Consider the following 16,813-nt stretch of genomic DNA (forward strand, 5'->3'; position numbering starts at 1 on the left):
TCGGCGCTGGAGGCGGGCGCCGACGACGTGATCAACGAGCACGGCGAGAGCATCGTGCTGTGCGCGCCGGAGCATTTCGAGGCCGTGCAGCAGGCCCTGATCGACGCCGGCCTCAATGCCGTGCACGCCGGCGTGGTGATGCGCCCCAACAATCGCGTCGAAGTGCCGGCGGAGGCGCTGGAGCCGCTGCAGGACCTGCTCGACAAGCTCGACGCGCTGGACGACGTGAGCGAGGTCTCGCACAACGCCGCCTTGCCGGCAGCGTCGTGACGGGATTCGGGATTGGGATTCGCAAGAGCGCAGGGCAAGTGCTTCGACTCGCCCTGCACTCGCCGGATGAGTAAGGTGCGAGCCGTGGCTTTTCCCGAATCCCGAATCCCGAACCCCGAATCCCGTGCCGTGCGCATCATCGGCATCGATCCCGGCAGCCAGCGCACGGGCGTGGGCATCATCGACGTCGATGACGCCGGCAAGCTGGTCCATGTGTTCCATGGCGCGCTGGCGGTGGCCGGCGAGGCGAGTTTCCCGCTGCGCCTGAAACGCATCTTTGACGAACTGTGTGACATCATCGCCGCCCATCGGCCGGTCGAGTGCGGCATCGAGCGCGTATTCATGGCGCGCAATGCGGATTCGGCGCTGAAACTGGGGCAGGCGCGCGGCGCCGCGATCTGCGCGGTGGTCAGTCAGGGGATCGTGGTGCACGAATACGCGGCAACCGAGGTCAAGCAGTCCGTGGTCGGCAGCGGCCGCGGCGACAAGGCGCAAGTGCAGCACATGGTCGGCGTGCTGCTCGGCCTCAAGGGGCCGTTGCAGGGTGACGCCGCCGATGCGCTGGCCATCGCGGTGGCGCACGCGCACACCCGCGCCAGCCTGGCCCGCGTCGGCATTCCGCGCACGGCGTGGAGGCGGCGCCGGTGATCGGCCGACTGCGTGGCACCCTGATTTCCCGCCAGCCACCTTCGCTGCTGGTGGAAGTGGCCGGCGTCGGCTACGAGGTCGAGGCGCCGATGTCGACGATCTACGACCTGCCGGCCACCGGCACCGAAGTGATCCTGCTGATCCACCACGCGGTGAAGGAGGACAGCGTCGCGCTGTACGGCTTCCTGCGCGAGAACGAACGCGCGCTGTTTCGCAGCCTGCTCAAGGTCAGCGGCATCGGCGCGAAGATCGCGCTGGCGGTGCTGTCGGGGGTTTCCACCGATCATTTCGCCCGGCTGGTGCACGCCGGTGACGTGGTGGCGCTGACCAAGATCCCCGGCATCGGCAAGAAGACCGCCGAGCGCATCGTGGTGGAGCTGCGCGACCGCGTCGACGGCCTGTCCACTCCCGGCGGCGTATCCCTGCCGGGTGCCGCCGCGCCCCTCGACGCGGCGGGCGAGGCCACGGCGGCGCTGCAGCAGCTCGGCTACAAGCCCGTCGAAGTGAGCCGGCTGGTGCAGAAGGTCGCCGCGGACGGTGACAGCGCCGAGGCCATCATCCGCAAGGCCTTGCGCGCCGCGTTGGGCAACTAGGCCGTCAGGATTTCCATGAGCGAACAAGTGCACGACCAGGCACCCGCTTCCAGCGGCGCCGACAACGGCCACGGCGCCAGGTCGGCCCTGATCCTCGGGGCGCTGGGCGTGGTGTTCGGCGACATCGGCACCAGCCCGCTGTACACGATGCACGAGACCTTCCTGCCCGATCACGGCCTGCACCCGCACCCGAGCACGGTGCTGGGCATCCTGTCGCTGGTCACCTGGTCGTTGATCATGGTGGTGGCGGTGAAGTACGTCAGCCTGGTGATGCGCGCCGACAACAAGGGCGAGGGCGGCATCATGGCGTTGATGACCCTGGCCCAGCGCGCGGCCGGCAAGTCGGTGCGTGCGCGGCGGGCGATCATGCTGATGGCCTTGCTCGGCGCCGCGCTGTTCTTCGGCGATGGCGTGATCACGCCGTCGATCTCGGTGCTCTCGGCGGTCGAGGGCCTGCAGGTCGCCGCGCCGTCGCTGTCGCACTACGTGGTGCCGATCACCGTGGTGATCCTGCTCGGCCTGTTCTGGCTGCAGCGCCACGGTACCGCCCGCATCGGCGTGCTGTTCGGGCCGATCATGATGCTGTGGTTCCTGGCGCTGGCCGTGATCGGCGTGCACAACATCATCAAGGCGCCGGGCGTGCTGTGGGCGCTCAATCCGTACCATGCGGTGCAGTTCTTCATGACGCACGGCGCGGCTTCGTTCCTGGCGCTCGGCTCGGTGGTGCTGTGCGTGACCGGCGCCGAGGCGCTGTACACCGACATGGGCCACTTCGGTCGCTACCCGATCCGCGCGGCGTGGTTCGGTTTCGTGATGCCGGCGCTGCTGCTGAATTACTACGGCCAGGGCGGCTTGCTGCTCAACCATCCGGAGGCGATCGCCAACCCGTTCTACCATTCGGTACCGGGCTGGGCGCTGTACCCGATGATCGGGCTGGCCACGCTGGCTACCGTCATCGCCTCGCAGGCGGTGATCTCCGGCGCGTTCACTGTGTGTCGGCAGGCGATCCAGCTCGGCTTCCTGCCACGCATGCAGGTGGTGCACACCTCGCGCGAGGCGATCGGGCAGATCTTCCTGCCGTGGGTCAACCGCGGCCTGATGGTAGCGGTGATCGCCACCGTGATCGGCTTCGGCTCCTCCAATGCGCTGGCCGGCGCCTACGGCATCGCGGTGACCGGCACCATGGCGATCGACACTGTGCTGACCATGATCGTGGCGCGCCGCATGTGGCACTGGAGCCGCACCGTGGTGATCCTCTCCGGCCTGCTGCTGCTGGTGATCGACCTGAGCTATTTCGGCGCCAACACACTGAAGATTCCCGACGGCGGCTGGTTCCCGCTGGTGCTCGGCGTGCTGCTGTTCACCGTGATGACCACCTGGCGTCGCGGCCGCGAGTTGGTGGTGCGCGAGATCAAGCAGGGCGGCCTGGCGCTGGCGCCGTTCATCGAGAACATGACCGAGCATCCGCCCACCCGGGTGCCGGGTACGGCGGTGTTCCTGACCGCCAATCAGGAGGCCGTGCCGCATGCGCTGCTGCACAACCTCAAGCACAACAAGGTGCTGCACGAGCGCAACGTGCTGCTCACCGTGGCGATTCTGGAGACGCCGGTAGCCGATGCGGAGGAGCGCATCCAGATCAGCCGGCTGAGCGACGATTTCTACAGCCTGGAACTGCGCTTCGGTTTCGCCGAGGACCCCAACATTCCGCTGGCCCTGTCGCGCTGCACCCGCGAAGGGCTCGGTTTCGACATGATGGACACCACCTTCTTCCTGTCGCGCGAAAGCATCGTCTCCAGCGAACGGCGCCCCGGCATGGCGCCCTGGCGCGACAAGTTGTTCGCCTTCATGGCGCGCAACGCGCTGCCCGCCACCGCCTTCTTCCAGATTCCCGGTAACCGGCTGATCGAGCTGGGGGCGCAGGTGGAGATCTGATTCGCGGAGCCGGGGTTGGGCGTCGCCCAACCCTGACGAGTCGAAGAGGTGGGGGAAAGCACTTCCTCGACTCATGGGCACGGCGCGCTTGCTGTCGACTTCAGCCCCATTCAAGCGTCCAAGCCGTCATAATTCCCCCATGACCGAACCCCGCATCATCGCCGCATCCGCCCAGCTCGACGACGAGGCGCTGGAGGCGACCATCCGGCCGAAGCGCTTGGCCGAGTATCTCGGTCAGCAGGCAGTGCGCGAGCAGCTGTCGATCTACATCGAGGCGGCGAAGAAGCGTGACGGCGCGCTGGACCACGTGCTGGTGTTCGGTCCGCCCGGCCTGGGCAAGACCACGCTGAGCCACGTGATCGCCAACGAGCTGGGCGTCAACCTGCGCTCGACCTCCGGCCCGGTGCTGGAGCGCGCCGGCGACCTGGCCGCGCTGCTGACCAACCTGGAAGCGAACGACGTGCTGTTCGTCGACGAGATCCATCGGCTGTCGCCGGTGGTCGAGGAAGTGCTCTATCCGGCAATGGAGGATTTCCAGATCGACATCATGATCGGCGAGGGCCCGGCCGCGCGCTCGATCAAGCTCGACCTGCCGCCGTTCACCCTGATCGGCGCCACCACCCGCGCCGGCATGCTCACCGCGCCGCTGCGCGACCGCTTCGGCATCGTGCAGCGGCTGGAGTTCTACAGTGCCGACGAGCTGACCGCGATCGTGCGCCGGGCAGCGAAGATCCTCGGCATCGTGTGCGCGCCGGAAGGCGCACAGGAGATCGCCCGCCGCTCGCGTGGCACCCCGCGCATCGCCAACCGCCTGCTGCGTCGCGTGCGCGATTACGCCGAGGTACGCGCCGGCGGCGAGATCACCCTGGCGGCGGCCCAGGCCGCGCTGGACATGCTGAAGATCGATCCGGAGGGCTTCGACGAACTGGACCGGCGCCTGCTCGGCCTGATCGTGGAGAACTTCGACGGCGGCCCGGTCGGCGTGGAATCGCTGGCCGCCGCGCTGAGCGAGGATCGCGGCACGCTGGAAGACGTGGTCGAGCCCTACCTGATCCAGCAGGGCTACCTGATCCGCACCGCGCGCGGGCGCATGATCAGCAGCAAGGGCTGGCGCTATCTCGGGCTGGTGCCGCCGGCGCGGCAGCAGCCGGCGGCCGACCTGTTCCAGGGCGATGCCGGCGATGTCTGAGCCGGTCGCCACGCCGTTCCGCTGGCCGGTGCGCGTCTACTGGGAAGACACCGACGCCGGCGGCGTGGTCTACCACGCCGGCTACCTGCGTTTCATGGAGCGCGCCCGCAGTGAATGGATGCGCGCGCTGGGCGTCGACCAGATGGCGTACAAGCAGGCCACCGGGCTGGCCTTCATGGTGCGCGACATGCACATCGACTTCCTGCGGCCTGCCCTGCTGGATGATGAACTGTCCGTGACGGTGGAAGTCAAAGAACGGCGCGCGGCCAGTATCCTGTTCGCCCAGACGATTCTGAAGGTGGACGGCAGTTGCCTGGTTCGTGCCAGCGTGCGGGTGGCCTGCGTGGAACTTGAGCGCATGCGCCCGGCGCCGATACCGCCGGACCTGATCCCGCCGCTCTCCGCCTGAAAACCCGACCCTCGCCGAACCCCACGGAGAACCCGCAAGCCATGAATGGTGGACTGAACATTTTCACGCTGGTGGCCGATTCAAGCCTGCCGGTGCAACTGGTGCTGCTGATTCTGCTGGTGTTCTCGTTCCTGTCGTGGGTGATCATCATCCGCAAGTACACCCAGACCAAGGCTGCGCTGGAAGACGCCGAGGCGTTCGAGGAGCGCTTCTGGTCCGGCGGCGACCTGGCCCAGCTGTTCCGCGAGGTCAGCAATCGCGGCGACAGCGGCGGCATCGAGAACATCTTCGAATCGGGCTTCCGCGAGTTCGCCCGCCAGCGCCAGCGCAAGACGCACGACGCGCGCGCGGCGATCGAGGGTTCCGAGCGCGCGATGCAGGTGGCCGGCACCCGCGAGATCGGCCTGCTCGAGCGCAACCTGGAGTTCCTTGCCAACGTCGGCTCGATCAGTCCGTACGTCGGCCTGTTCGGCACCGTGTGGGGCATCATGGGCGCGTTCCAGGGGCTGGGCGACATGAAGGACGTGACCATCGCCGTGGTCGCTCCGCACATTTCCGAGGCGCTGATCGCCACTGCCATGGGCCTGTTCGCCGCGATCCCGGCGCAGTGGGCGTACAACCGCTATGCCACCAAGGTCGAGCGCATCGCCTCGCGCTACGACGTGTTCCAGGAGGAGTTCTCCTCCGTGCTGCAGCGGCAGATCCAGACCGACGACGCGGCCTGAGCGGAGAGCGATCATGCGAACCTCCGGGCGCCACAAGCGCTACAAGCTGAAGTCCGAGATCAACGTCGTGCCCTACATCGACGTGATGTTGGTGCTGCTGATCATCTTCATGGTCACCACGCCGATGCTCAACAACAGCGTCGACGTGCAGTTGCCGCAGTCCGACGCCAAGTCGCTGCAGCAGAAGAAGGATCCGGTGCTGGTGTCGGTGCTGCAGGACGGCCAGCTCTACCTCACCCTGAGCGGGGCGAAGAAGGAGCTGGTGGACGAGGACACGCTCAAGCTCAAGGTCGGCGCCTTCGTGCGCGAGAACCCGCAGGTGAACGTGCTGGTCGGCGGCGACGAGCGCGGGAGCTATGGCGGCGTGTTCAAGGTGCTGGCCGACCTGCAGGCCGCCGGCGTGGCCAAGGTCGGCCTGATGGGCCAGCCGGGCCCCGCGAACGAGCCAGGCAAGGGCGCGTCCGATGGACGAAAGTAGGGCGACGCCGAAGGCGGTCGTGCTGTCCGCCGTATTGCACATCGGCATCGTGGGATTCCTGTTCCTCGCCGTGCTGCCGTGCGCGTCGTACGAGAGTTTCTTCAACGCGCTGCACCTGCCGGCGTGGATGAACCCGATCACCTGCACGGCGCCGCTGAAGCTGCAGGGCCCGATCATCGAGGCCACCCTGATCGGCCCCACCGGCAGCCCGCCGCCGAAGGCGGTCAAGGTCAAGCCGGTGCCGAACACGGTGCCGCCGCCGCCCACCGTCACCCCGCCCAAGCCGACGCCGGAAAAGCCGGCGGTCAGCCAGTTGCCGCCGCCTCCCAAGCATCCGGACACGGTCGACCAGGAGCGCGTGGTCGAGGACGCCGCACTGAAGGCCGAAGAGGCGAAGAAAGTGCAGGAGGAGAAGGAGCGCCAGCGCCAGGCCGAATTGGACGCCCAGGCGGCCAAAAAGAAGGATGAGGAGCGCAAGAAGCTGGACGCGATCTTCGCCAAGATGGCGGCTGCCTCGGCGCAGACCCGGCAACTGGACAACAAGGCCAAGCAGGCCCAGCAGCAGTTGGCGGATCTGAAGAACGCCCAGGACAACGCGCGCTCCGACCTGCCCAATGCCTCCCAGCTGCAGACCGGAAACAACAGTCCGGACAGCGACCTGAGCAGCGAGTACGCCGCGGCCATTCAGAATGCGGTCACACCGAACTGGTTGCGTCCGGATAACATGCCCGAGGCTCCGTGCGATGTTCACATCGTGCAATCACCCGGCGGTGACGTCCTGAGCGCCACAGTCGACTCCAGTTGTCCGTATGACGAGGCCGGAAGGCGCTCGGTGGAAAACGCCGTGCTGCGCACCAAGACCTTGCCGTACAAGGGTTTCGAAAAAGTGTTCCGGCGCAATCTCACCTTCACCTTCAGGCCGCAATGACCAAGCCCACCCGAAAGTTCAGCCTCGGCATCGCCCTCCTCATGCTGGCCGCGGCCGCGCTGTTTGCCGGCCCGGTGGTGGCGCAGTCACCGCTGACGGTGGACATCGTCGGCGGCGTCAAGACCGCCACGCCGATCGTGGTGGTGCCGTTCGCCCAGCAGGGCGGTGCGCCGCTGTCGACCGACGTGGCCGACGTGATGCGCAACGATTTCAACCGCTCCGGCAAGTTCCGCTCGCTGGCCAGGAGCGACATCGTGGAGACGCCGTCGCAGGGGTCGGAGATCAAGTTCGCCACCTGGCGGCTGCTCAAGCAGGACTACATCGTGGTCGGGCGCATCGGTGATGCCGGCAACGGTACGCTCACCGTCACCTACGAGCTGTGGGACGTCAACAAGCAGCAGGAGTTGCTCGGTGGCACCTTCACCACGCCGGCCGGCGACCTGCGCAGCGTGGCACACCGCATGGCCGACAAGATCTACGAGAAGATCACCGGCGTGCGCGGCGCCTTCTGGACGCGCATCGCCTACGTCACCTCGGTGGGGCTGGGCAACAACACGACCTATTCGCTGATCGTCGCCGATTCCGACGGCTACAACCCGCAGGTGGCGGTGCGTTCGCGCGAGTCGCTGCTGTCGCCGGCCTGGTCGCCGGACGGCTCCAGCATCGCCTACGTTTCGTTCGAGGACGGCAACTCCTCGATCCGCATCCAGAACATCCTCACCGGAGCGCGCCAGCTGGTGTCCGCCCGCAAGGGCATCAACGGCGCGCCGTCGTGGTCGCCGGACGGGAAGAAGCTGGCGGTGTCGCTGTCCTATGTCGGCAACCCGGAAATCTTCGTGATCGACCTGGCCAGCCACCAGGCCACCCGGCTGACCAACAGCCTGTCGATCGACACCGAGCCGGTCTGGGCGCCGGACGGCCAGAGCATCTATTTCACCTCCGACCGGTCCGGTCGGCCGCAGATCTACCAGGTGCCGGCCACGGGCGGCACGCCGCAGCGGATCACCTTCGAGGGCCAGTACAACGCCAAGGCCTCGGTGAGCTACGACGGCAAGCAGATCGCGATGGTGCAGGGCGGCGGGAACGTGTATCGTATTGTCATTCAGGATCAGAGTCTGGGCGGGCAACAGCGGTTCATTTCGCCAGGCCCGCTGGACGACTCGGTCAGCTTCGCACCCAATGCCAGCATGCTGCTGTACTCAGCCACCGAAGGTAGTCGTGGAGTCCTGTATTCCGTGTCCAGCGACGGTATGGTGCGTGATCGCCTGCGCCTCGCCGAGGGCAACGTCCAGGAACCCTCTTGGGGGCCTTATCGGGAACCTTGAATTTTCGTGTCGCCCCGCGGGCAGCCGCGCGGCGACATGATGCCCATGGAACGGGCCCGAACGGCGCCATCGGCGCGTTTCGGTTTCGGGTGGGACGCGCGATTGCGGACCTGCCAGGCAGAGCGGCCATGCAGCATCACGCATCGTCGATCTTTCGCATGTCAAAATAACAGCCGGTCAACCGGCGACCAGCGTTTGTAACCTCCTCGTCATCTGTTTGTCGGAACTCAACTCGTTATAAGGAATGTCACCATGAACAAAACCGTTCGCATTGCCCTGGTTGCCTTGCTCTGCGTGGGTGCAGCTGCGTGCAGCAAGAAGCAGGAAGTCAAGCCGCAGCCGCCGGTCGAGCAGACCGCGCCGCCGCCGGCCGCCCCCGTGTCCGATGGCAAGTACACCCCCGCCGACCTCGACACCGACGCCTGCCTGCGTCAGCGCGTCGTGTACTTCGACTTCGACAAGTCCGAGATCAAGCCGGAGTTCCAGCAGATCATGGCGTGCCACGCCAAGTACCTGCAGGATCGCCCGAGCGCCCAGCTGCGTCTGGAAGGCAACACCGACGAGCGCGGCACCCGCGAGTACAACCTGGGCCTCGGCGAGCGTCGTGCCAATGCCGTCGACAGCGCGCTGCAGGCCAATGGCGGCTCGGCCAGCCAGATGACGATCATCAGCTACGGCAAGGAAAAGCCGGTCTGCCGCGAGCACAATGAAGACTGCTGGAGCAAGAACCGCCGCGTCGAGATCGTCTACACGGCGCAGTAATGATGAAGCGACTGGCTAAGGGTTTTTCGGCCAGGATCAGCATGGCGGGCGCCTTGGCGTCCGCCATGCTGTTCGCGTTCCCGGTATTGGCGCAGGACGCCCGACTCAGCCTGGCGGATCGCGTCAGCCGGCTGGAGCAGCAAACGCAGAATCGCGACCAGAACGGCACCGGCCTGGTCAACCAGATCCAGCAACTGAGCTCGCAAGTGCGCCAGATGCAGGGTCAGATCGAGGAGCTGCAGCATCAGCTGCAAGTGCTCGAGGACAAGAACAAGGCCCAGTACGGCGACCTCGACGCGCGTCTCGCGCGTCTCGAAGGTGGTGGTGCGGGCAATGCGTCGGCGCAAGCCGGCACCCCGGCAGCGGCAGCGACGACGGCGGCAACTTCTGCCAGCGCGTCGGGCACGCCCGCATCGGCATCGAGCAGCGCCACCACGGCCGATCCGGTCGCGGCACAGGCGGCCTACGACCAGGCATTCCAGTCGATCCGCAATGGCAATTACGCGGTCGCTTCGCGCGAGTTCCGCGCCTTCATCCAGCAGTATCCGAACCATGCGCTGGTGCCCAATGCCTGGTACTGGCTGGGGCAATCGTATTTCGTCACCACCAACTACGGCGTGGCGCTGGATGCGTTCAAGCAGCTGGTGTCGCAGTTCCCGCAAAGCGACAAGACTCCCGATGCGCTGCTCAAGGTCGGCTATTGCCAGATCGAGCTGAAGCAGGTCGACGCGGCCAAGGCCACGCTGAAGCAGGTGGTCGCCAAGTATCCCGGGTCGGACTCGGCGAGCCTGGCGCAGGAGCGCCTGCAGCGCCTGCAAATCCAGGCCGGCGGCTGAGGCGCAGCGGTGAACGGTGAGGAGGCTCGCGTGGGGTCCGCCACGCCTGCGGTGGCGGCCGAGCGCCTGCGCATCACCGAGATCTTCCACTCGATCCAGGGCGAAGCCGATGCCATCGGCTGGCGCACCGTGTTCGTGCGCCTCACCGGTTGTCCGCTGCGCTGCGTATGGTGCGATACCGAGTATTCGTTCCACGGCGGCGACTGGCACGCGATCGACGACATCCTGGCCGAGGTCGCGCGGCACGGTGCGAAACACGTCTGCGTCACCGGTGGCGAGCCGCTGGCGCAGAAGCGCTGCCTGATCCTGCTGCGCAAGCTGTGCGACGCCGGCTACGAGGTGTCGCTGGAAACCTCCGGCGCGCTTGACGTCTCGGCGGTGGATCCGCGCGTGCACAAGGTGATGGACCTGAAGGCGCCCGATTCCGGCGAGAGCGGCCGCAACCTGTGGTCCAACCTCGATCATCTGCTGGCCCACGACCAGATCAAGATCGTGCTCGCCAGTCGCGGCGACTACGAGTGGGCGCGCGCCATGCTGACCGAGCACGGCCTGACCGATCGCTGCATGGTGCTGTTTTCCCCGGTGCACGGCGCGGTCGAACCGCGCGAGCTGGCCGAGTGGATCCTTGCCGACAAGCTCGACGTGCGGTTCCAGCTGCAGCTGCACAAGCTGCTGTGGAACGACGCGAAAGGCAAGTAGAGGGAGCGGGAAGCGAGGAATGAGAAGCGGGGGAACATCGGCGAGCAACACCTTTTCTCACTCCTTATTCACTCGCTTCTCGCCGTTTTTCGTTTTTGATGGATGCAAACCATGTCTGACCAGCATTCCCGCAAGGCCGTCGTGCTCGTTTCCGGCGGCATGGATTCGGCCGTCACCATCGCGATCGCCCGTGAACAGGGCTACCAGGTGCACGCGCTGAGCGTCGCCTATGGTCAGCGCCACCAGTCCGAACTGGCAGCGTCCGATCGCGTGGCGACCATGCTGGGCGCGGTCGAGCACAAGACCGTGGCCGTCGACCTGCGCAGCATCGGCGGCTCGGCGCTCACCGCCGAGATCGACGTCCCTCTCGACGCGGGTGACAGCGCCGACATCCCGGTCACCTACGTGCCGGCGCGCAACACCATCATGCTGTCGATCGCACTGGGCTGGGCCGAGGTGCTCGGTTCCAGCGACATCTGGTGCGGCGTCAACGCGGTCGATTACTCGGGCTACCCGGATTGCCGGCCGGCCTTTGTCGCGGCGTTCGAGGCACTGGCCAATGTGGCGACCAAGGCCGGAGTAGAGGGTGCGGGCATCCGCGTGCACGCGCCGCTGATGCACATGAGCAAGGCCGACATCGCGCGCGAAGGTCAGCGTCTGGGCGTCGACTTCGCGGCCACGGTCAGCTGCTACCGCGCCGATGACGAGGGTCGCGCCTGCGGCCACTGCGACGCCTGCCGGCTACGCGCCCAGGGCTTCCGCGAGGCCGGCATGGCCGATCCCACGCGCTACGCGTGAGCGCGCGTTTGCTTGTGCCATCATGGTGCACACCGTAAAATCGAAGGCTTGCCCGGCCGAGGCCGGGCATACGCACGGGTCGTTAGCTCAGTTGGTAGAGCAGTAGACTTTTAATCTATTGGTCCCGGGTTCGAGTCCCGGACGACCCACCAACTCCCACGCGCCGCCGTTCGCAGCTGCAGGCGATGTCAAGCGTTATCGCGGGCGGCCAGCGCGGCCAGCATCGCGCTGCGCAATCGCTGCGGCGAAACCGGTTTGTACAGCACCGTCAGCTTGTCGGCGAGCACCTCCTGCAGGCGCTCGGCGCGCGTCTCGCCGGTCACCAGCAGGCGCGCGAAGCGGGTCTCGCCGTCGCGTTCGTAGAGCCGGTCGAGTTCGGCGAACAGGTCGGTGCCTCGCTCGCCCGAGCGCAGGTGCAGGTCGCAGATCACGATGTCGACCGGTGCCGGCCAGTCCTCGATCGCCTCCTGCGCCTGCTGATGGTCCTCGGCCACCGCGACGTCGCAGCCCCAGCTGCGCAGCAGGAAGCGGATGCCGGAGAGGATTGCCGGATCGTCGTCCAGCACGAGCACGCGGCGGCCCGCCAGGTCGCCGGCGGGCTCTTGCTCCGCCTCGGTTGGCGGCGGCAGCATCTGGGCGCTGGCCAGCGGCAGCTCGAAGTGGAACATGCTGCCGCGACCGGGCCGCGAGTCCACCTCGACCACGGTGTCGAGCAGCTCCGCCAGCCGCTGTACCGTGGCCAGGCCCAGGCCGAGGCCCGACTGGGAGCCGTCGGCGAGTCCGGCGTCGCTGTGGTCGTCGATGCGATAGAACTCGTCGAACACGTGCGTCAGGTGTTCGGCGGCGATGCCGCTGCCGGTATCCCACACCTCGATGCGCAGGCGGTCGTCGCCGCAGCGTCGCGCGCCGATCAGGGCGCCGCCGCGGTGGGTGAAGCGCAAGGCATTGCTGACCAGGTTGTTGAGCATGCGCGTGAGCATCGTGCGGTCGCTGCGTACCCAGTGGCGCACGGGGTGGAGGCGCAGCACCAGCCCGCGTTGCTCGGCCACCATGCTGAAGGTGCGGCTGACTTCGGCGAATACCTGGTTGAGCGGAAATTCGCTGATCTCGACCTGCACCGCGCCGGCTTCCAGTCGCGACAGATCCAGCAGCTCGCCGAACAGGTGGTCGAGCGAGTGCACGCACTCCTGGATGTGTGCGATGCGATCCAACCGCAGCGGATCGTGCTCGTCGAGCGCCAGCGCGGCCGAGAACAGCGTCAGCGCGTACAGCGGCTGGCGCAGGTCGTGCGCGGCGGCGGCGAGGAAGCGCGAGCGGCTTTCGCTGGCCGCTTCCAGCGCGGCATTCTTGTGTTCCAGTTCGAGCGTGGCTTCCTCGATGCGCTCGTGCAGGCTACGGCGGCTCTCGAACAGCGCGGCGGCAGCGTGGTTGAATCCCCGCTGCAGCTCGCCGATCTCGGTGTGATCGGTCACCGGCACGCTGGCGGGCTGGTCGTCCCGACCCAGTTGCCCCACCGCGCCGGCCAGGCGCCGCAACGGCGCGCTGATCCAGCGCGCCGCCTGCCAGCCGATCACGCCGGCCACCAGCAGGCTCAGCAGCAGCGCGATCAGGGCGTGGCGCAGGGTGGCCCGCTGTGCGGTGACGGCGTCACGCAAGCTCACGTCGACCAGCACCGAGCCCAGCACCTGCGGCGTCGCCTGCTCGGTGTCGACTACCTCGTGTACCACGCTGGTGACGTCGTAGCCGTCGTCGTCGGCGCGATGATCGGCCAGGATCTGGCCGTCCGCAGTGCGGATCTGCACGCGCGTCACATGGGGCAGTTCACCGATCGAATCGGCGATGCGCAGCAGTTCGCGCAGCCGCATCGCCCGCAATGGCTGCACGCACACCGATGCGGTCTGGGTGGCGATGGCGTGGGCGTTGCCGCGCGCCATCTGGTGCAGGGTGTCCAGTTGGCGCTGGGTGAGCAGGGTCACCAGCAATGCGGCCGTGATCAAGGTGGGTACCAGCGCCACGAAGGCCATGCGCTGGACCAGCGACGTGTGGTGCCACAACCTTGCCAGCCAGGAGTTGCCCGCCTGATCCATCGCTTGCCCGCCCCATCGAATCACCCCGCCGATACTCCGGCGCCGCCGCGGGATGCATCGTGCGCGCCGGGTACCGTTGCCCGGAATGTAGCGCAACGCCCGCGCAAAGGGGGCGCCGGCCCGCGTTCACTGGCCGGTGTGGCGGTGCCGGCGCCGCGCCAGCCGTTCGAGCAGCAGGGGCAGCAGGGCAAGCAGGGCGATGGCGCCCAGCGGGAGCAGCACCTCGCGGTGCATGAACAGGCCCAGGCCGATGCTGTCGCTCTGGCCCATCGCGTCGGCCAGGCCGGCACCGATCGAGGTCTCGAACACCAGCGATACCGTGCCGCCCAGCCAGCTGGCGCCCAGGAACAGCCACAGCGGGCAACGCAGCCAGGCCAGTGCCACGGTGACCGCGCCGAACGGCAGCACCGGCACGAAACGCAGGAACAGCGTGTAGCTGACCGGATGGCGCTCGAAGCCGTGGTGCAGCCGCGCGACCAGCGGCGGTGGCTGTGAGCTGCCCGGTCCGAATGCCTGGCGGCTCGCCAGGTACAGGATCAGCGCGCCCAGGGTGAGTCCTACCGACGAGCTCAGCGTGGCATCGATCACGCCGAAGGCGAAGCCGCCGGCCAGGATGATCACGATGGTGCCGGGAATGCCGGTGGCCACGCCCAGGGTCAGCAGGCCGACGTAGGCCAGCCGGGTCAGCCACGGGTGTTGCTCGATCAAGGCGTGCAGCTCGGCCTGGTGGGCGAGCAACTGGCGTGGGGTCAGTGCGTGCAGCGAACCGGAAGCGAACAGCAGCACGCCTGCCAGCAGCAGCAGGACCAGCGGCAGCGCGGCGCGCCAGCGACTCAATAGGGCGTGCCGGTGGCGCCGTAACTGGCGAGCACGTCGCGGGCCTGGTCGCGCAGGATGTCGCGGCGCACGGCGATGTGGCGCCGGGTCAGTTCGCCGATCCAGTCCACCGGCAGCGGGCCCTCATCGAACTGCGTGAGTTCTTCCACATCCTCCGAACGCGCGCCGATCAGCAATTCGTCGATACCGGCCCATACGCTGGCGCCGTAGCACTGGCAGCACGGCTGCGAGCTGGTGGCCAGCGCGTACTGGCTGCCGTCCTCGTTGAGGCGGTGCCGGCTGAGGCGCTGCTGGGCGATCATGATCGCCATCATCTCGGCGTGGGCGACCGAGCAGCCTTGCGGCACCACGCGGTTGACGCCGACGGCGACCAGCCGCCCGCTGTGGTTGTTGAACACTGCCGCGCCGAACGGCCCGCCGCCGCCACGCTCCACGTTCTGCCGTGACAGCTCGACCGCCAGCCCCACGCGCTCCTCGTCGCTGTGGTAACGCTTGTTGGTGTCGGCCACGTCGCCGATCCAGGGCGGCAGGGTCAGGTGGATCTGCAGTGGCAGCATGGCGGTCTTCCTACTGGCCAGCCGCGCGTGCCCACACGTCGCGCAGGGTCACGGTGCGGTTGAACACCGGCGCGTCGGCGCGGTGGTCGTGGCGATCGGCGACGAAGTAGCCCAGCCGCTCGAACTGGAAACGCTGCTCGGGATCGACGTTCGCAGCCGCCGGCTCCAGCCAGCCACGGACCACCCGCTTGGCCTCGGGGTTGATGTGCTCCAGCCAGTTCTTGCCGTCGTCCTCGCCGTCAGGCGCGGCCACGCCGAACAGACGGTCGTACAGACGCACCTCCGCGGCCACTGCATGCTTTGCGCTGACCCAGTGGATGGTGCCCTTCACCTTGCGGTCGGCGCCGGGCAGGCCATGGCGCGTGTCCGGATCGAGCGTGCCGTGCAGCTCGGTCACGTGGCCGCCTGCGTCCTTGATCACCTCGGTGCACTTGACGATGCCGACGCCGCGCAGGCGCACCTCGCCGTCCGGCTTCAACCGGTGGAAGCCCTTCGGCGGCACCTCGGCGAAATCGTCGCGCTCGATCCACACTTCGCGCGCGAACGGTACCTGGCGGGTGCCGAAGCTTTCGTCCTTGGGATGGTTGGGGAAAGTCAGGGTTTCCTCGTGGCCCTCGGGCAGGTTGGTAAGCACCAGCTTGAGCGGATCGAGCACCGCCATGCGCCGCGCGGCGGTGGCGTCGAGGTCCTCGCGGATGCAACCTTCCAGCACCGCATAGTCGATCACGCTGTTCTGCTTGGAGACGCCCACGCGCTCGATCAGCAGGCGCAGCCCGGCCGGGGTGAAACCGCGCCGGCGCAGGCCGCGCAGGGTGTTCATGCGCGGGTCGTCCCAGCCGTCGACGAAATTCTCGTTGACCAGCTGGGCCAGCTTGCGCTTGCTGGTGATGCAATAGCTGAGGTTGAGCCGCGAGAATTCGATCTGCCGCGGCTTGGCCGGCTTCGCTTCCAGCCCGGCCTCGACCACCGACTGCCACAGCTGCGGATGCGCCGGCAGGTCGACGTTGTCCACGCACCAGTCGTACAGCGGCCGGTGGTCCTCGAACTCCAGCGTGCACAGCGAGTGGGTGATGCCTTCCATCGCGTCGGACAGCGCGTGCGCGTAGTCGTACATCGGGTAGATCGGCCACGCGTCGCCAGTGTTCTGGTGGGCGATCTTGCGGATGCGATACAGCGCCGGGTCGCGCAGGTTGATGTTGCCGGCGGCCATGTCGATTTTCGCGCGCAGGGTCTTGCTGCCGTCGGCGAACTCGCCGGCGCGCATGCGCTTGAACAGATCCAGGTTCTCCTCGATCGAGCGCTCGCGGTACGGCGAGTTGCGGCCCGGTTCGGTCAGCGTGCCGCGATAGGCGCGCACCTGCTCGGCGTCAAGGTCGTCCACGTAGGCCTTGCCGTCCTCGATCAGCTTGAGCGCGCCGCGGTAGAACACGTCGAAATAGTCCGAGGCGTGGCGCAGCTCGTGCCACTGGAAGCCGAGCCAGCGCACGTCTTCCTTGATGCCCTCGACGAACTCCGGGTCTTCCCTGCCGGGATTGGTGTCGTCCAGGCGCAGGTTGCACCAGCCGTCGAACTCCTTCGCGATGCCGAAGGAGAGGCAGATCGCCTTGGCGTGGCCGATGTGCAGGTAACCGTTGGGTTCCGGCGGGAAACGGGTGTGGATCGCCGCGTGTTTGCCCGAGGCCAGGTCGTCGCGCACGATCTGCCGGATGAAGTCCTGCGGTGCGGCGGTCGGGGCGGGGG

The 16,813-nt window shown here is 67.4% G+C and carries 18 protein-coding genes and 1 tRNA gene; 15 read left to right on the forward strand and 4 right to left on the reverse strand.

Going from position 1 to position 16,813, the window contains the following annotated elements:
* The 15 genes from B1991_RS17800 to B1991_RS17870 form a co-directional block, all read left to right on the forward strand.
* On the forward strand, window positions 1-270 hold a 270-nt coding region (locus B1991_RS17800), incomplete at its 5' end, for a YebC/PmpR family DNA-binding transcriptional regulator (RefSeq protein WP_210772169.1).
* 129 nt (window positions 271-399) lie between these two features.
* The gene (ruvC, locus tag B1991_RS17805) at window positions 400-918 is read left to right on the forward strand and encodes a crossover junction endodeoxyribonuclease RuvC (protein ID WP_136260016.1); all 519 of its coding nucleotides are present in this window, start codon (window positions 400-402) and stop codon (window positions 916-918) included.
* The gene (ruvA, locus tag B1991_RS17810; RefSeq protein WP_136260017.1) at window positions 915-1,511 is read left to right on the forward strand and encodes a Holliday junction branch migration protein RuvA; all 597 of its coding nucleotides are present in this window, start codon (window positions 915-917) and stop codon (window positions 1,509-1,511) included. Before ruvC ends, ruvA begins: the two co-directional genes overlap by 4 nt.
* Before the next feature lie 15 nt (window positions 1,512-1,526).
* The gene (locus B1991_RS17815) at window positions 1,527-3,443 is read left to right on the forward strand and encodes a potassium transporter Kup (RefSeq protein WP_136260018.1); all 1,917 of its coding nucleotides are present in this window, start codon (window positions 1,527-1,529) and stop codon (window positions 3,441-3,443) included.
* Window positions 3,444-3,582: 139 nt separating this feature from the next.
* Window positions 3,583-4,632 carry a Holliday junction branch migration DNA helicase RuvB gene (gene ruvB, locus B1991_RS17820; protein WP_136260019.1) on the forward strand — a complete coding sequence of 350 codons (1,050 nt, stop codon included), beginning with the start codon at window positions 3,583-3,585 and terminating at the stop codon, window positions 4,630-4,632.
* Window positions 4,625-5,041 carry a tol-pal system-associated acyl-CoA thioesterase gene (gene ybgC / locus B1991_RS17825; RefSeq protein ID WP_136260020.1) on the forward strand — a complete coding sequence of 139 codons (417 nt, stop codon included), beginning with the start codon at window positions 4,625-4,627 and terminating at the stop codon, window positions 5,039-5,041. The genes ruvB and ybgC overlap by 8 nt, the downstream gene beginning before the upstream one ends.
* Window positions 5,042-5,082: 41 nt before the next feature.
* Entirely contained in the window at window positions 5,083-5,766 is a 684-nt protein-coding gene (gene tolQ / locus B1991_RS17830) for a protein TolQ (RefSeq protein ID WP_136260021.1), read from the forward strand.
* 13 nt (window positions 5,767-5,779) lie between these two features.
* A complete protein-coding gene (gene tolR, locus B1991_RS17835; RefSeq protein WP_136260022.1) occupies window positions 5,780-6,244 on the forward strand; it encodes a protein TolR in 465 nt (154 codons plus the stop codon).
* Window positions 6,231-7,172, forward strand: coding sequence for a cell envelope integrity protein TolA (tolA, locus tag B1991_RS17840; RefSeq protein WP_136260023.1), 942 nt, complete (start codon window positions 6,231-6,233; stop codon window positions 7,170-7,172). Before tolR ends, tolA begins: the two co-directional genes overlap by 14 nt.
* On the forward strand, window positions 7,169-8,497 hold the full coding sequence (tolB, locus tag B1991_RS17845; RefSeq protein ID WP_136260024.1) for a Tol-Pal system beta propeller repeat protein TolB: 1,329 nt from the start codon (window positions 7,169-7,171) through the stop codon (window positions 8,495-8,497). Before tolA ends, tolB begins: the two co-directional genes overlap by 4 nt.
* Before the next feature lie 252 nt (window positions 8,498-8,749).
* Window positions 8,750-9,259, forward strand: coding sequence for a peptidoglycan-associated lipoprotein Pal (gene pal / locus B1991_RS17850; RefSeq protein ID WP_136260025.1), 510 nt, complete (start codon window positions 8,750-8,752; stop codon window positions 9,257-9,259).
* Between the two features lie 65 nt (window positions 9,260-9,324).
* A complete protein-coding gene (ybgF, locus tag B1991_RS17855; protein WP_484335374.1) occupies window positions 9,325-10,095 on the forward strand; it encodes a tol-pal system protein YbgF in 771 nt (256 codons plus the stop codon).
* Between the two features lie 9 nt (window positions 10,096-10,104).
* Window positions 10,105-10,794 carry a 7-carboxy-7-deazaguanine synthase QueE gene (queE, locus tag B1991_RS17860; RefSeq protein WP_136260027.1) on the forward strand — a complete coding sequence of 230 codons (690 nt, stop codon included), beginning with the start codon at window positions 10,105-10,107 and terminating at the stop codon, window positions 10,792-10,794.
* Between the two features lie 111 nt (window positions 10,795-10,905).
* Window positions 10,906-11,592 carry a 7-cyano-7-deazaguanine synthase QueC gene (gene queC / locus B1991_RS17865; RefSeq protein ID WP_136260028.1) on the forward strand — a complete coding sequence of 229 codons (687 nt, stop codon included), beginning with the start codon at window positions 10,906-10,908 and terminating at the stop codon, window positions 11,590-11,592.
* 76 nt (window positions 11,593-11,668) lie between these two features.
* A tRNA-Lys gene (locus tag B1991_RS17870) sits at window positions 11,669-11,744 on the forward strand.
* Between the two features lie 36 nt (window positions 11,745-11,780).
* On the opposite strand, the gene B1991_RS17875 is transcribed toward B1991_RS17870, so the two are convergent.
* From B1991_RS17875 to B1991_RS17890, 4 genes are all read right to left on the reverse strand, one after another.
* Entirely contained in the window at window positions 11,781-13,679 is a 1,899-nt protein-coding gene (locus B1991_RS17875; RefSeq protein WP_136260029.1) for an ATP-binding response regulator, read from the reverse strand.
* A gap of 126 nt (window positions 13,680-13,805) precedes the next feature.
* Window positions 13,806-14,516, reverse strand: a complete 711-nt coding sequence (locus B1991_RS17880) for a TVP38/TMEM64 family protein (RefSeq protein WP_136260030.1) — start codon at window positions 14,514-14,516, stop codon at window positions 13,806-13,808.
* Entirely contained in the window at window positions 14,513-15,073 is a 561-nt protein-coding gene (locus B1991_RS17885) for a nucleoside deaminase (RefSeq protein ID WP_136260031.1), read from the reverse strand. Before B1991_RS17885 ends, B1991_RS17880 begins: the two co-directional genes overlap by 4 nt.
* Window positions 15,074-15,083: 10 nt before the next feature.
* Window positions 15,084-16,813 (reverse strand): glutamine--tRNA ligase/YqeY domain fusion protein (locus B1991_RS17890; RefSeq protein ID WP_136260032.1); only part of this gene is annotated, 1,730 nt, incomplete at its 5' end.

This window comes from Rhodanobacter lindaniclasticus, assembly GCF_004799035.1.
GTDB lineage: Bacteria > Pseudomonadota > Gammaproteobacteria > Xanthomonadales > Rhodanobacteraceae > Rhodanobacter > Rhodanobacter lindaniclasticus.

Excerpts from the sequence above, each read along its gene's own strand:
- B1991_RS17815 (WP_136260018.1), top strand. The coding sequence starts at position 1,527 with ATGAGCGAACAAGTGCACGACCAGGCACCCGCTTCCAGCGGCGCCGAC.
- ruvB (WP_136260019.1), top strand. The coding sequence starts at position 3,583 with ATGACCGAACCCCGCATCATCGCCGCATCCGCCCAGCTCGACGACGAG.
- ybgC (WP_136260020.1), top strand. The coding sequence starts at position 4,625 with ATGTCTGAGCCGGTCGCCACGCCGTTCCGCTGGCCGGTGCGCGTCTAC.
- tolQ (WP_136260021.1), top strand. The coding sequence starts at position 5,083 with ATGAATGGTGGACTGAACATTTTCACGCTGGTGGCCGATTCAAGCCTG.
- tolR (WP_136260022.1), top strand. The coding sequence starts at position 5,780 with ATGCGAACCTCCGGGCGCCACAAGCGCTACAAGCTGAAGTCCGAGATC.
- tolA (WP_136260023.1), top strand. The coding sequence starts at position 6,231 with ATGGACGAAAGTAGGGCGACGCCGAAGGCGGTCGTGCTGTCCGCCGTA.
- tolB (WP_136260024.1), top strand. The coding sequence starts at position 7,169 with ATGACCAAGCCCACCCGAAAGTTCAGCCTCGGCATCGCCCTCCTCATG.
- pal (WP_136260025.1), top strand. The coding sequence starts at position 8,750 with ATGAACAAAACCGTTCGCATTGCCCTGGTTGCCTTGCTCTGCGTGGGT.
- ybgF (WP_484335374.1), top strand. The coding sequence starts at position 9,325 with ATGCTGTTCGCGTTCCCGGTATTGGCGCAGGACGCCCGACTCAGCCTG.
- queC (WP_136260028.1), top strand. The coding sequence starts at position 10,906 with ATGTCTGACCAGCATTCCCGCAAGGCCGTCGTGCTCGTTTCCGGCGGC.
- B1991_RS17875 (WP_136260029.1), bottom strand. The coding sequence starts at position 13,679 with ATGGATCAGGCGGGCAACTCCTGGCTGGCAAGGTTGTGGCACCACACG.
- B1991_RS17885 (WP_136260031.1), bottom strand. The coding sequence starts at position 15,073 with ATGCTGCCACTGCAGATCCACCTGACCCTGCCGCCCTGGATCGGCGAC.